This is a genomic window from Peribacillus sp. SIMBA_075 (genome assembly GCF_046534585.1).
In genome coordinates, this window is record NZ_JAWRYN010000015.1 from 63,599 (window position 1) to 76,910 (window position 13,312).

The following is a 13,312-nucleotide window of genomic DNA, read 5'->3' on the forward strand; positions in this document are numbered from 1 at the left end:
AATAAGGCTCTCAAGACAGGGGTGTTCACTTTTCTTAAATCTTCTTCTATGCGTATTTCATACAGAAGTAAAAATTACTCAAAAAAGTTAAAAAAGGGTTTGATACCTTCCCTTCTTACTCATAGTCCATACCTATCCATTTTTTGTATGATATCCAAAATCTATTTGTCAATTATAGTTTTGATATTTCCCTCGTTTTGTATAGTAGTATGAATGGTAAGCTTCATTTCTAGATTGGGATAATATTTCTTTCGCCAGTCCTTCAATTCCTCATAAGGAATTTTATTTCTGTAGTATTGTCCCAAACCGAAGACATCTGTTTCTTGCTTTTGAAATCGTTTCAGCATTCCATCAAAACGATTTGCCATTACCTTTTCCAGCTCTTTTTTTATTATTGCATTGGAAACTTTTCCTCTTCTCTCTTGAATAACTACATTTAAACGAATCGTTGAGAACATATATGGAATATGATTTCTTAGTTCACCTTTATGAAAACCTGTATTTCCAACAATCATGATGGTTGCATGTTCCATTACTTCTACCCTTCCCTTCATACTGTTCCCATGAAAGGCATTAAAAAGGAGGGTTTCTTTAGGATCCATTTTAGAAACGATTTTTCCTCTTTTCATCACTGCAGAACCTATATATGTAACTGGGGTGTTTTCCCCCGATTTGACCATAGGAATTGCTGCATTTTGAGTGTAGGAATTAAGAGCTCGATAAACATGCCATAGACGTGTTAAAGATATTTGTGGGGTCCAACCTGCATATTTCTCAAAAAAGTCATAAAGATTTATCCCTTTTTCTAGATTTTTTTTGAGTGTTAAGAAAAAAGCATCTATATTATCATCACATATTGCGATTAATGTTTTTGAAGATATTTCACGAATTCTCATAAACGTGTTAATCGGTTCTTCCATCCCTCCTTCTTCTACTAATTTTTTATCAAATATGATTATCCTTATGTGCAATAAGTCTAAACTGCTTTGCATATTAGTTCTAATGTCCTCTACAGCCTTTAAAATGGTTAATCCTGTTCCTTTGACAATTGTCTGTTTCTGAACACCCTCTGAAGAAACAGGAATTTGAAGTAAGACTTTGAATTTTTCTCCCTCTTTAGTAATTCCCATTGCAATCGGAAAGGCTCGATGATTAATGTCTTTAATATCCCAGCAACCACTTAATGGCATCAATATACATAGACTAAGTACTAGTTTAAAACAAATCATAATACTTCTCATGATAGTCTTTTTCTCCTTACACCGATTAGGAATATAATTAAAGGGAGTACGATTAAAATATAAAATCGGAAAGCAGTATTCCACCATAGCAACTTCTCAGTCTCTTGCCAACTAGGAATACATAAGCAAATGATAAAAATGCTAACAGATAAGGCTACAATATGATATTTTTGCTTTAATCCCGGGAAATACTGACTCATTATTATAGAGGACTGCCATAAAAGTAAAGAAGTAAGCAACATGATAAAGGTAACTAGGCTTAACGCAAAAAACAAGGTAGCCCTGTCAAATACAAGCCATTGAAGCTGAACTTTATCCAATGTGGTTATAAAGGGAAAAAGCAGCGTACTAGCCGTTTCATTTCCAAAGGTTAAAAGAGGTAAATAAACGGATAAGAAAAAAAATGGGATAAGCAAAAAGACTGCAAACATAATTTTTTTAGAGTTATACGATATTTTTTTTGGAATAAAACCTAAAAATGAAAAAACAATGGCGAAAGAAAAAAAACTTGTATAAAAGGGAGGTTCTCGAAAAAAATTAAAGCCGGTATCCATAATCGGAAATGCATTATGCCAATCAACGTCTTGAAAGCAAATCGAAACCATAAGTAAGATTAACGGGAAAAAGATACAGAATATTAATAAGGCTGTACGTAAGATGGTTTCGATTCCTTTTACGGCGATATAAGTTGCAATAAGAATCATTAATGTAATAATTGCCCATGGAGGAGTATTCGCTAAAAAGATAATATTGGTCACTTCTGCATATGCGCTAACAAGTTCAATAGTAGTTATGATTAAGTAAAGAAGAACAGGAAAAAGTAATGTGAAAGAAAAAGCTTTACCTAAGGTCTTTAAAATATCGATAATATCCTGTTTTGGAAAATAAGATAAACCCTTTAGGTAAAGCCATAAAAATAGAATAAATATGACACATTGAATTAAAATCGGTTCCCAATGACCTTTTTGTGTGCTGGCAATAATTCTTTCCGGATAAATGAAAAAAATAAGACCAAAATGAGACATTAACCCCATGCATATAACCTGAAGGCTTTTATCCAATTCCCCCGCTCCCCTTAGTTAAACTAGTGTATGGAATTCCAAATATCTCTCGACTTGCAAAGTAAGCGCTTATGAATACCAGACCGGATAATATGCCCAACACGCCATAGATTGAAGCAAAAATAACAACTACATATTTAAGTAAGCGCAGGATTAACGCATTATGAAACCCTACAACGCTTGAATTCGCTATCGAAGTTGCTGCTACGATGATAATTAACAGGTTGCTAACCAGCTTTGCGTCTACTACTGCTTGTCCGATGACAATTCCCCCTACCATTGTTACCGTTGGACCGATACTGAGCGGAAGCCTTATACTCGCTTCAATAATTAACTCTATAATAAGGAGCATAATTGTAATTTCAACAAAAGGGGGATAGGGTATTCCCTCCCTGCTCTGAGCAATCGATAGAGCCAGTTCAATTTTTAATATCTCAGGATTTACAGCAACAAGGGCCACATAGAGAGCTGGAAATATAAGGGTAACCAGAGCGCCAAGAACACGTAAAAATCGGATTCCGCTCATAATTGGGTAAGCATAGTTACGGTCATTCGCCTGGGCGAACATATCCCATAATAAATGTGGCAAGATAAGCGCAAAGGGAAAACCGTCAACGAATAGAATGACCCTTCCTTTGTTTAAACCATCTACTGCTTCCAATGGCATTTCTGTGTTATTAAACTGAGGGATAACCTCCCATTTTCGCACACCCATAAAACGATAAAGATGCTGAAGATAGAGAATATTTGTATGTTGATTCATTTCAATATGTGAAATGATCTTTTTGATCACACCTTTATCTGCTCGGTCGTCCAAATAAACTATTGATAATTTCTTTTTTTGATCACTTCCTACCGTATAGGTTTTAACTGAGAGCTGAGCAGAGGAAACTTTTTTTCTCACTATTCCTATATTTGTTGACATATCTTCAATAAAAGAATCTAAAGGACCTTGTAATACGTTTTCATTAGCCGGCGGTTCAATTGACCGATTCAATTCTTTGGGAAGTGGTTCAAATTGAAACATTATATTTTTTTCTTTTGAGTAAACAATGAGTTTACCCTGAAGAATAGACTCTATTGCTTCTTCACTATTTATTTCAACACCTTTTCTGTTGAAAAAAGTTCTTTTTACTTTTATTGAATGAATCACTTCACTGGTATCCATATCTTTTTTTAATATTTCTTTTGTTTTTATAAGGTTAACTATTGAATGTAAACCAAGTAAAAGGACTGCTTCACCATCCAAAATAAAAGGTTCTATGAAAAAGTCTTCTGCATCTTTAAAAGCCTCATTTATTTCTACTATTATTGAGTTCATGACTTCTCATCTTCCCTTTCAAATTTCATTATTCCTTATTTCGTTTTCCCCCTTTGCTTGTCATTTATACAAATACCAAACTTGATTAGACATAAGGACCCTAAGTATTTCAAATGATTCTGAAGTGTTCCTGACAAAGGAGTAGTAACTGCTCTTCACCATATCAGCGATGGCCAGGGCATCTTTCTTATCACTTTTGGACTGAGTATTATCACGGTTTTCTTTATTCCCTTTTACTAAGTGAGGTTTTACTGTTACTACCTCAATTCCTTGTTTAAATAGCCATTTTGAAAGATTAATCCAGTAATGCCCTGTAGGTTCCATTCCCACGATGGTTGCATCCAGTTTATTTAATCTTTGAAGCTTATCCATCTTCATTATTTTCAAATGCAAGTGGATCTCCGACTACAATTCCACGTTTTCAGCCTGTTAGTTCTATAAGAAAAGCGAACCTTTTCAAGAATCGCGCCCGAGAACGAAAATAAAAACTTGGTGGGCAGGTTTTCCCGAATTTATTCATGTCTACTTCTGTGGGCGCAATGCACTGTCATTTTTTATTAATAAAGAAAGTTTCATCTCCATTTGGTGGTTAGAAGTTTCTCTTGTCTCCATTATGGAAATTGGGGTGATTATAGTGGAATTTCTAAAAGAAGTGTTGGAAGGGATTGTTTCCAGGCAATCTCATATCTCTTTCTCAGCAAAGAAAACCACCCCGGGTAGGAAACAAAAGGGTGGTTCCCGATCAATCTTATTCACCAAACATGGATCCTATTTTCTATTCTCAAGAATTTTGGCTTCCGCTTCGTAATAATTATCGACACCCATTGTACAAGCATACCCATTAAGAGCTTGGCCTGCTTCCGGCGAAGGACTTTGACGCTGCATCAAAGCACCATTAATCCCAGGTTCATTCTCATCGCCAGTCACCGCTCCCAAGTTAGGCATTCCTGCGAAATCACTCCTATCTTGAAATGACCATCAAAATACCTCACCATAAAATTTCTTTGCCCGTTCCATGTCATCCACATGAATTTCGAAGTGAACTAATCTTCCCATGATTACCTCCTAGTTTTGTTCAAAATTTTTCCTCTTACCATCAGTTGATACTTATGTAGCTTCATGCCTATGGTGCTTTATTTATATTTTTAAATCTAAGATGAAGCAGGCTTTTCAATTTGAGTTAAGTCACTTCTTTATTATAGGACATTTGCGGGAATATCTGACAAAAAAGGCAGCTCCCTGATGGGGGATAGCTACCTTCGTTTACGATTACTATGAAAAGGTAGGAGCAGGGAATTCATCAATTCTCATACGAAGTAAACTATATGGTTTTTCCCGCAGGTCTCTTCCATAATGAAATCTCGCCTGCCGATGTAATTGATTCACAATGACATATAAGTATTGATCGGGGCCAATCGAAAAAGTATCCGGCCATAATATTCTCGAGTCATGTGCGATGGTTTCCATTGCGCCATTCGGCAATATCTTCCGGATACTATTGTTTTCATAGTCTCCCGCATAAACGGTTCCTTTTGCGCCGGTGATCATTCCATCAGACGCACCTTTTTCCCCCCAATACTGAACATATTGGGATAAATTCAGGTCCTGTATCCTTCTGTCTCTTAGGGCTTCTGTTGAGATCGAGAACAGCTGACGGCTGGTTAGCGGAGCATAAAATAAAACCTTTCCATCAGGAGAAATCGCTAAACTATCGGAAGCCAATCTAAAAGGGAAAGTCGAGCCGTCCGGGTTTCGATTCATCAAAATTTCACCTTCTACTTTCGGTAAAAAATAGGGATCAGGTGAAGTTGATATTTCCCCATTTAACCGTCTAAACGCGTTCCCATTTTCTAAATCTACGACGATGATAGCCCCTGGCCCTCTGGAAGAAGAATCCGTTATATATGCATAGCCTGCTCTTCCAACCCGAAAATCCAAACGGACATCATTCAGATAAGTTGTTGGCAAGACAACATCTTCTGTAAAGGTATATACTCTCCTTATTGTATTCGTGCTTAAATCAACAGCAACTAATTTTGCTCCCCCTTGAATAGGTTCAGAAAAATTTGGTGCCCCTGTATCTAATACCCAAAGTGTTCCTCTTCCATCAGCAACGATACTTTGGACACTGACGAAAGACATCGTAATATTCCCAGTATTAACTAAATTGGTTTCTAAACTGGGATAAGGCTGCAATTCACCCTCAACAATTTCCGCCACAGTAAATTGAACGTCGTCTCCCCATTTCGGAAAGCATACAAAAATACGACCGGTTTCGGAAACGCTGACACCTGTAGGCATAGCCCCATAAAAAGCCTGCACCAGTTCAAACTGCCCAAAATATTTTTCCATAGGTAACATAGGTTGCATGATATCCTCCTCATCAAATCCGAACGGATATCACCTATATATGATGAAAATTTTTTGTAGTGCCTGGTTCTTGATAAATTTTTCTATCGCGATGGATGCTGTGGGTTTATTAGTCCAGGAGAAACATGGGAGTTTCGATAAAGTGATTCAAACTTCCACTGGCTCTCCAAAGACGGGGAATGAGAGCATCTGAATTTACGTTTGCAGTCAATTTTAGAACTAACATAAAAACTATTATGATTTGCTCCCGTCCAACAGCCTGGTTAGAAAATAAATCTGTCTCCTTTAAAGGGGAGTATTTTTAAGTTTAGTGTAACTTTTTCATCCTGAGCATAAGTAAGAATTTTTAGAAGCCTATAAAGTGGGCGGATATTCATTTAATATAGATTATTTAAGAACCTCATTTAGCTTATGATAGGTTCACCGCACCTATCCAAGCAGTGATTTTTTAAAAACTGTCAGCCTTTTAATTTTACACTTCTACTTTAAATCGATGCTGCTGAGGAAGCAGCTGCTTGATCAGCCTTCACACAATCAATGGCAACAACGAGTGCAATAATAATGGTTTCCATCTCTTCATCTATTATTTGAACCTTGTAGCTATCGCCCCAAGTGAACCACTCCTTGCCCACTTTTCCTACGATTTTACCATGCTGTAAAACTTGAAAATCCATATCCCACCAATTACCATGTACTTCAATGCCTGCCGCATCAATTGTATATCGTGCTTTTAAGAAGGAAAATTCCTTCTTTATTGTTAATACCTCTCGACCATTCACCTCAACCAAAAACTTTGGTAAAAAGCTGAACACCTTTTTCGTAATAAGTGCTACTTCATCTCTTGCTGTATTCATAATGGAGAAAGTCTTTGGAACTTGCATAAAACTTCCCTCCACGTAATATATATCCTTCTCCTGCTGATCCTTTACTGTAAATTTCCCGCTAAGACTGAATACCTTCTGCTTTATATAAAGCTGCCTCATACTTTTGCCTCCCAACCTTAAGTCTTTTACATTACTTACGTTTGAAATGAGCATCTGTTCCAATATTATGCATTAAATTCCAAATAACAGCTTCACTCAAAAGCGCCTTCTTTTCGGTTCACCACTATTAATCATTACTAATTTACCTTTTGTAAAGTCAGCAATTCTTCCTTCGCAATCTGGCCCAATGGTTGAATAACTCCTTATGTACCCTTCAACTAGCTGCCCCGATAGTGCCATAAGACACTCCTATGGGGGCGCTCCTCGCCGCCACCTTTATCGTAGGGAAGTAGAATTATTGGATGGTATACCTGGTGTGAACAAAGCTGCCGCAGCTACTTTTATTGCGGAGATGGGCGTAGATATGTCCGTATTTAAGTCAGCTAAACATCTTGCCTCTTGGGCTGGTGTGAGTCCTAGAAATTACGAAAGTGCTGGTAAAAAAAACGAGTAAAACCACACAAGGGAATAAAGCTTTAAAAACGATGGCCGTAAAATGTGTATTAGCGACATCAAGGCAAAATAATCGAAAAGCTTCACATCGAAAAAGGATTACCAAACGGCAAGGAAAAATGAAGGGACGAATCGCTTCTGCCCATTTACTAGTAACGATTGCTTACAACATCTTTAAAACAGGAGAACCTTATCATGAACTAGGCTCAAATTACCTTGAAGAAAAATAAAATAACAAAGAATTAAAAATGAACGAATACCTAAAAAAGAAAGGCTATACAATCGCCCCATCTAAACAACAAACTGCATAACCAGTTAAAATAACGAAATAGTACATTTACCCCCATCAAAAAAAATAAGAATATGGAGGGGTTATTTTAGCATGGCTTTTTTACTAATGTGTTTTCATACAAAAAAGAGCTGTTTCCAGCCCCATATAGAAGTAATGCACCCTTTAATTGGATCAAAGATTTAAACCTCAATTGTCAAGGTAATATATATTAGCTTCATTTTCTTTAGTTACATAAACATTCTTAATGAAAAAAACTTCTATGAAAAAAAGATAGCTTAGAGCACCAAAAAAACGATTTTCCCTTGGGCAAAATCGTCTTTTCTGGTGCTTAATTTGAATAAGGTAAATGTAGCTCTCAAGTCTGGGGTGTTCACTTTTCTTAAATCTTCTATGCGTAATTCATCCAGAAGTAAAAATTACTCCAAAAAGTTAAAAAAAGGGGTTGATACCTACCCTTCTTACTTATAGTCCATATCCATAGTTGTAAAATCTATTTTTCCAAATGAAAACAACCATCTTTATGGCTTAAGGACCACTTTAATACATCCATCTGTCCTTGTATCAAATACTTCATACCCATGCTTTGCTTGGTCAATTGGAAGTACATGGGTTACAACATCGCCAGGATCTACTTTTCCTTCTGATATTAGTTTATAAAGGTAGGGCATATAAGGAATAACAGGTGCCTGTCCGGTTTTAATATCCACGTTTCTTTGGAAAATATCTCCTAGGGGGAATCCATTATAACGGCCGCCATAAACGCCTGTTATTTGTATGGTTCCCGCCTTACGCACGGCTTGGGACGCAATTACAATCCCACCCATGGCTCCTCCATGTAATTTAAGACCCGATGCAAGATATTCCATCGGAGTCATTTTGCCACTCATCCCGGAACAGTCAATTACGATATCAGCACCACCTTTAGTGATTTCTCTAAGGTATTCGCCAGTGTTTTCATATTGTGCAAAATTAACGGTTTCGACTTTATTCGTCCTTTTTGCATGCTCTAAACGATAATCTAGATGGTCGACAGCAATCACCCTTTTCGCCCCTTTAAACCAAGCGAATTTTTGAGTAAGTAGACCTACAGGACCACAGCCTAAAACGATAACCGTATCGCCAGATTTGACACCTGCGTGATCTACACTCCAGAATGCTGTGGATGCTGCATCAGCGAGCAACACCAATTTTTCATCTTCTACCTCGCAGTCTTCTGGGATTTTGAAAGGGGTAAAGTTTCCATAAGGAACACGCATATATTCAGCTTGCCCGCCCGCATACCCACCAGTTGTTTCTGAGTATCCAAAAAAACCACCCATTTCCCCATGAGGATTTGAATTATCGCACTGACTTGTTAGGTCGTGGTCGCAATACCAGCAGCTCCCGCAGCTAACGTTAAAGGGGATAATGACCCGGTCTCCCTTCTTTACCTTAGTTACCCCTGGTCCAACTTCCTCTACAACCCCCATCGGCTCATGACCAATCACATAATCTGTAGGCATATTGGGAATTAATTGATGAATTAAGTGCAAATCAGAGCCGCAAATCGCTGAAGTAGTGACTTTTACAATAATATCATCCGAATTTTTGATGTTAGGGTCTTTAACTTCTTTAACTTGTACATTTTTATTGCCCTGGTAAGTTACGGCTTTCATGATGCTTTTCCTCCTTTATTTATTCGGCGTTGCGAACATGCCGAGTCTGTCAGTATCATTCGGGAAAAGATTCATTCCAGCGATACTAACCGCCATATCGGCTGATTTCAAATCTAATTCCACCTGTTTACCTACATCGTTCGGATAAAGCCAGCCCTTGCTGATCATTAAATCGGATAACTCACCATGTAAGTCAATAGATTGCTCCATTTGCTGGTACAATGCTTTTCGCAATGCGGGATTCGCTGTTTCAGATAATGCAATACCATACGTATGAATCCCACTTTTGATAGAGAGTAGAAAATCTAGCGCGAAAGAGGAATCAGCCATTTCCGGCATATGTTCAGCGCCTTGAGGATCTAAAAAATCCATTTCCATTTAAATTTCACCTCATTTTTCATAGTTTGTTCGGGCTTCTGTATAAAAACCCTTTAGCTCGTTTATAGCAGCTATAGATTGTTGTACGTCTTTTTCCATTAATGCTTTTAAGTCATTGTCAAAGCAAATACCTTGCATTAATTTTGATCTCATTAAACCTATTGTTTTAAAATTTAAAATTTCATGCGTTTCCATGGTTTCATGAAATCCCAAGCTTTCATTTTCCATACGTTCACCTCCCTAATCTATATATAACAAAAATACCTTTCCCAGTTCATCTGTTTGTTATACGGATTATTGACAGATAGGTAGTTTATTTCCCAAAATACACGTTACCTTTGCAAATGATGATGTATAAAAACTATTGTATTACGAAAGATATGTAAGTGAATTCTCAAAGAAATGGAGTGAAAAATCATGACTGAAAATTTAGGACTGCATGAGACTTTAGAGGCGCACGAAATTTTAACTTTCAAGAGTCTTTGTCTAACAAAGTCCTCTACAATGAGCAGTTTAGTGCAGGATACAGAACTACAAAATATTCTATTAAAAGACATGAGCACTGGAACACAAGATATTCAAAAACTGCAGGAAATTCTGACGAATCGAGGGGAACAGTAATGACAAATTTTTTGCAAAATATGGCGGGTATTGGTGGCATGACTGATCAGGTGATTGCAACGGACTTCTTAATATCCGCAAAATCAGGAATTAGAAATATTGCATTTGCCATTACAGAAACAAAAACACCTGAATTGAAAGCAGCCTTAAGAGAACAGCTTCGTGTTGCTGTAGAAAGACACGGAGAGATAAGTAACTATATGATTTCAACAGGTTACTATCATCCACATGATTTAAGTGAACAATTACAAGTTGATATAAATACATCAAATACAGCCCTAAACCTTCCTCAACAATAAAGTCAACTCATGAATGTGAAAACAGACAGATCACACAGAGGTACGGGCAAATGGTAAAAAAGCAATGAATTTCTCGAACTTGAGATACATTGCTTTTTTTTAGGGGAATATTATAAGACAATAATCATATTAACCCCCTAAATTAAAGAGACATTTATAAATGATTCAATATAGTTATAAAGCATCTATGTTGGATTCTATGTTGAATGTCTCCGTATTCTTTTACTAAATAAGTAAAGATTACATCAAGTATTTCATTTCGCTGATTATCTGTAAATCCTGAAAGCCAAGATAGTGAACTGATATATGGTCTACCTGTCACTACAACTAAGAAAGGGAGAATGATCTCATGCGGGTACTAGAAGCTATTCAAAACAGACGTGAAATTACTAAATTTAGTGAAAAAGCAATCCCGAAAAAACCTTAGAAAGTATATTGGAAGCAGATTTTTATCCCCTTCCGGAAACAACTTACCGTCAAGGGAATTTATTATCCTTGTCACAAAACGAGAAATGTTGAATCATCTTGCAAATGCTACCACCTTTGTTCCATGGTTAATTGAAGCAACAGCTATTTTTTTCTAAGTTTTTCTTTCATTATTTAATGTTGAAAGAGGTTCTCGGCAAATTTCAACCTGTATATTTTGTTTTTCTAATAGACACTTAATTGTACGAAGTGTTCCCATTTCTGTCATAGACTGCATATATGGCAGAAGTTTAGAAAATTGTTTGCCCTTCTTCTTTATTACCTGATTGTATAATTTTAATAATTTCTTTTATTTCTTTGGGAAATACATTTCCCAAAATGCTAGTAATACCGTTAAATCCAAGTTCAGCCTCTTCAAATATATTTTAATCAAATCCAGATAATACGATAAATTCTGAACCTAGTTTTTTTTTACAATTGGTACACTAGTCGAGTCACCAGCTTCTTTAAATGCTACAATTTGAGGGAATCTTTTTACTAATCTTATTAATTTTTTAACTTGTGAATTAAACCCAGTTCTTAAAGGGTTATTATAGATCATGATTGGTAAAGTAGTAATTGATCAAACTTTTGCTACATAGTTAAATAAGATAAACAAAAAAACCTGATTCTTGAAAGAATCAGGTTTTTTTCTATTGTTGTAAAGAGTCCTGGTCATCCATTTCCGCCAGGGTCTTTTTATATTTTTTGGATAATCGGAAAAATACTATGGATATGCCAAGGAACATTATTGTCGCTCCCATATAGACATATGTGTCAATCATCGCTTTGTCGCCAGTGGGAAGGATGGTTCCTAAATAGAAGAACGAGCCGACACATAGCAAGGTAATCGCAAATTGTTTAAAATCGACCATTTTCGAACGCAGCATTGCAGCCGTTTGTTTTTTGCGGTTTTTCATGCCATTCCACCTTCTTTCAAGCTAATAAGATATCGATATCTCATTTTACCATATTCATTCCAAATGACAGGGTGTAAATAATGGCAGCAAGCTATGAAGCGGTCCCTCTTCCGATTTATCCTTTTAGCGCTTGTTCCAAGTCTTCCAATAAGTCTTCAACGTCTTCCAGACCAACTGAAATACGAATCAGCCCATCTGTTATTCCAAGCTCTGCACGGCGCTCTGCCGGAATCGAGGCATGCGTCATCAAGGCCGGAATCGAAATTAAGCTTTCCACTGCCCCTAGACTTTCAGCAAGTGTGAAGAATTTCACTTTACTCAAAACCGATTCGGCTTTTTCGGCACTGCCGACATCGAATGAAACCATACCGCCGAAGCCACGCGATTGTTTTTTTGCAATATCATGGTTTGGATGGTTTTCAAGACCTGGGTAATAGATTTTCGAAACGCCTTCATGCCCGGATAGGAAACGGACGATACGAGATGTATTTTTTTCATGTTCTTCCATTCGAATTCCCAGCGTTTTAATTCCACGCATTAGCAACCATGAATCTTGGGGCCCTAGCACGCCCCCTGTAGAGTTCTGGATGAAATGAAGGTCATTGCCAAGTTTTTCATCATTCACCACGACAAGGCCCGCTACAACATCGCTGTGTCCCCCCAGGTACTTCGTAGCGCTATGAAGCACGATATCGGCTCCAAGTGTAAGTGGATTTTGCCAATATGGCGTACTGAAGGTATTATCCACAATGGTGAGGATGCCGTTTTCTTTAGCTATTTTTGATACCGCTTCTAGATCAGTGATCTTCAATAATGGGTTCGTCGGGGTTTCAATGAAAAGTGCCTTCGTATTATCCCTGATCTCTTTTTCGATCGAGTGTATGTCACTCGTATTGATGAACGTAGCTTCCACCCCGAAGCGGTTAAGAACTTTCGTGATGACCCGGAAGGACCCTCCATAAACGTCATCTGTCATCAATACATGATCACCTTGACTGAACAGCATCATGACCGCCGTCATCGCTGCCATTCCTGACCCGAAGGCGAATCCTCTTTCTCCTTCTTCGAGGTCCTTGATCAATTCCTCGAGGGCATGGCGGGTTGGGTTGCCCGTACGGGAATATTCATATCCCCGATGATTCCCCGGACCATCCTGCTTATAGGTGCTCACTTGATAAATCGGCACCGAAACCGCGCCTGTTTTTTCATCACCAAAAATGCCGCCATGGATCAATTGTGTTTTTTTTCTCATT

Annotated in this window: 15 protein-coding genes and 2 pseudogenes; 4 read left to right on the forward strand and 13 right to left on the reverse strand. The window is 37.5% G+C overall.

Annotated features, from left to right (window positions below; translation table 11 throughout):
* Positions 1-161 precede the first annotated feature (161 nt).
* From SB775_RS13380 to SB775_RS13410, 7 genes and pseudogenes are all read right to left on the reverse strand, one after another.
* Positions 162-1,241 carry a Ger(x)C family spore germination protein gene (locus SB775_RS13380; RefSeq protein ID WP_410861865.1) on the reverse strand — a complete coding sequence of 360 codons (1,080 nt, stop codon included), beginning with the start codon at positions 1,239-1,241 and terminating at the stop codon, positions 162-164.
* Positions 1,238-2,302, reverse strand: a complete 1,065-nt coding sequence (locus SB775_RS13385) for a GerAB/ArcD/ProY family transporter (protein ID WP_410861866.1) — start codon at positions 2,300-2,302, stop codon at positions 1,238-1,240. The genes SB775_RS13380 and SB775_RS13385 overlap by 4 nt, the downstream gene beginning before the upstream one ends.
* Entirely contained in the window at positions 2,295-3,623 is a 1,329-nt protein-coding gene (locus SB775_RS13390; protein WP_410861867.1) for a spore germination protein, read from the reverse strand. Before SB775_RS13390 ends, SB775_RS13385 begins: the two co-directional genes overlap by 8 nt.
* Positions 3,624-3,704: 81 nt before the next feature.
* A pseudogene (locus tag SB775_RS13395) lies at positions 3,705-4,041 on the reverse strand (IS110 family transposase); the annotation flags it as partial.
* 359 nt (positions 4,042-4,400) lie between these two features.
* A pseudogene (locus tag SB775_RS13400) lies at positions 4,401-4,679 on the reverse strand (VOC family protein); the annotation flags it as partial.
* A gap of 216 nt (positions 4,680-4,895) precedes the next feature.
* Complete coding sequence (locus SB775_RS13405) at positions 4,896-5,993, reverse strand: L-dopachrome tautomerase-related protein (RefSeq protein ID WP_410861868.1); 1,098 nt, start codon at positions 5,991-5,993, stop codon at positions 4,896-4,898.
* 485 nt (positions 5,994-6,478) lie between these two features.
* A complete protein-coding gene (locus tag SB775_RS13410) occupies positions 6,479-6,976 on the reverse strand; it encodes an LURP-one-related/scramblase family protein (RefSeq protein WP_063236216.1) in 498 nt (165 codons plus the stop codon).
* Positions 6,977-7,328: 352 nt separating this feature from the next.
* Between SB775_RS13410 and SB775_RS13415 the strand changes: the two genes are divergently transcribed.
* Positions 7,329-7,430 carry a transposase gene (locus tag SB775_RS13415; RefSeq protein ID WP_410861889.1) on the forward strand — a complete coding sequence of 34 codons (102 nt, stop codon included), beginning with the start codon at positions 7,329-7,331 and terminating at the stop codon, positions 7,428-7,430.
* Positions 7,408-7,659, forward strand: coding sequence for a hypothetical protein (locus tag SB775_RS13420; RefSeq protein ID WP_410861869.1), 252 nt, complete (start codon positions 7,408-7,410; stop codon positions 7,657-7,659). Before SB775_RS13415 ends, SB775_RS13420 begins: the two co-directional genes overlap by 23 nt.
* A 580-nt stretch (positions 7,660-8,239) precedes the next feature.
* Here the strand turns inward: SB775_RS13420 and SB775_RS13425 are convergent.
* From SB775_RS13425 to SB775_RS13435, 3 genes are read right to left on the reverse strand one after another with little or no spacing between them, the layout of a single operon-like run.
* Entirely contained in the window at positions 8,240-9,376 is a 1,137-nt protein-coding gene (locus tag SB775_RS13425; protein WP_410861870.1) for a zinc-dependent alcohol dehydrogenase, read from the reverse strand.
* Positions 9,377-9,391: 15 nt separating this feature from the next.
* Positions 9,392-9,754: a spore coat protein gene (locus SB775_RS13430; protein WP_241589722.1), complete on the reverse strand. Its 363-nt coding sequence runs from the start codon at positions 9,752-9,754 to the stop codon at positions 9,392-9,394.
* A 12-nt stretch (positions 9,755-9,766) separates the two neighbouring features.
* A complete protein-coding gene (locus tag SB775_RS13435) occupies positions 9,767-9,982 on the reverse strand; it encodes a spore coat protein (RefSeq protein ID WP_410861871.1) in 216 nt (71 codons plus the stop codon).
* 189 nt (positions 9,983-10,171) lie between these two features.
* Here SB775_RS13435 and SB775_RS13440 point away from each other — a divergent pair, with 189 nt between their 5' ends.
* Together SB775_RS13440 and SB775_RS13445 are read left to right on the forward strand one after the other, a co-directional pair.
* The gene (locus SB775_RS13440; protein WP_192204848.1) at positions 10,172-10,375 is read left to right on the forward strand and encodes a hypothetical protein; all 204 of its coding nucleotides are present in this window, start codon (positions 10,172-10,174) and stop codon (positions 10,373-10,375) included.
* Entirely contained in the window at positions 10,375-10,674 is a 300-nt protein-coding gene (locus tag SB775_RS13445) for a spore coat protein (protein ID WP_410861872.1), read from the forward strand. Before SB775_RS13440 ends, SB775_RS13445 begins: the two co-directional genes overlap by 1 nt.
* Positions 10,675-11,560: 886 nt before the next feature.
* Here the strand turns inward: SB775_RS13445 and SB775_RS13450 are convergent.
* The 3 genes from SB775_RS13450 to SB775_RS13460 all read right to left on the reverse strand — a co-directional run bounded on the left by SB775_RS13450 (position 11,561) and on the right by SB775_RS13460 (position 13,311).
* Entirely contained in the window at positions 11,561-11,719 is a 159-nt protein-coding gene (locus tag SB775_RS13450) for a dihydrodipicolinate synthase family protein (RefSeq protein WP_410861890.1), read from the reverse strand.
* A gap of 73 nt (positions 11,720-11,792) precedes the next feature.
* Positions 11,793-12,059: a YrhC family protein gene (locus SB775_RS13455; protein WP_284470189.1), complete on the reverse strand. Its 267-nt coding sequence runs from the start codon at positions 12,057-12,059 to the stop codon at positions 11,793-11,795.
* 115 nt (positions 12,060-12,174) lie between these two features.
* Positions 12,175-13,311, reverse strand: coding sequence for a bifunctional cystathionine gamma-lyase/homocysteine desulfhydrase (locus SB775_RS13460; RefSeq protein ID WP_089361565.1), 1,137 nt, complete (start codon positions 13,309-13,311; stop codon positions 12,175-12,177).
* Position 13,312: the final 1 nt, after the last annotated feature.

Excerpts from the sequence above, each read along its gene's own strand:
- SB775_RS13380 (WP_410861865.1), bottom strand. The coding sequence starts at position 1,241 with ATGAGAAGTATTATGATTTGTTTTAAACTAGTACTTAGTCTATGTATA.
- SB775_RS13390 (WP_410861867.1), bottom strand. The coding sequence starts at position 3,623 with ATGAACTCAATAATAGTAGAAATAAATGAGGCTTTTAAAGATGCAGAA.
- SB775_RS13405 (WP_410861868.1), bottom strand. The coding sequence starts at position 5,993 with ATGCAACCTATGTTACCTATGGAAAAATATTTTGGGCAGTTTGAACTG.
- SB775_RS13410 (WP_063236216.1), bottom strand. The coding sequence starts at position 6,976 with ATGAGGCAGCTTTATATAAAGCAGAAGGTATTCAGTCTTAGCGGGAAA.
- SB775_RS13415 (WP_410861889.1), top strand. The coding sequence starts at position 7,329 with ATGGGCGTAGATATGTCCGTATTTAAGTCAGCTAAACATCTTGCCTCT.
- SB775_RS13425 (WP_410861870.1), bottom strand. The coding sequence starts at position 9,376 with ATGAAAGCCGTAACTTACCAGGGCAATAAAAATGTACAAGTTAAAGAA.
- SB775_RS13430 (WP_241589722.1), bottom strand. The coding sequence starts at position 9,754 with ATGGAAATGGATTTTTTAGATCCTCAAGGCGCTGAACATATGCCGGAA.
- SB775_RS13435 (WP_410861871.1), bottom strand. The coding sequence starts at position 9,982 with ATGGAAAATGAAAGCTTGGGATTTCATGAAACCATGGAAACGCATGAA.
- SB775_RS13440 (WP_192204848.1), top strand. The coding sequence starts at position 10,172 with ATGACTGAAAATTTAGGACTGCATGAGACTTTAGAGGCGCACGAAATT.
- SB775_RS13445 (WP_410861872.1), top strand. The coding sequence starts at position 10,375 with ATGACAAATTTTTTGCAAAATATGGCGGGTATTGGTGGCATGACTGAT.
- SB775_RS13455 (WP_284470189.1), bottom strand. The coding sequence starts at position 12,059 with ATGAAAAACCGCAAAAAACAAACGGCTGCAATGCTGCGTTCGAAAATG.
- SB775_RS13460 (WP_089361565.1), bottom strand. The coding sequence starts at position 13,311 with ATGAGAAAAAAAACACAATTGATCCATGGCGGCATTTTTGGTGATGAA.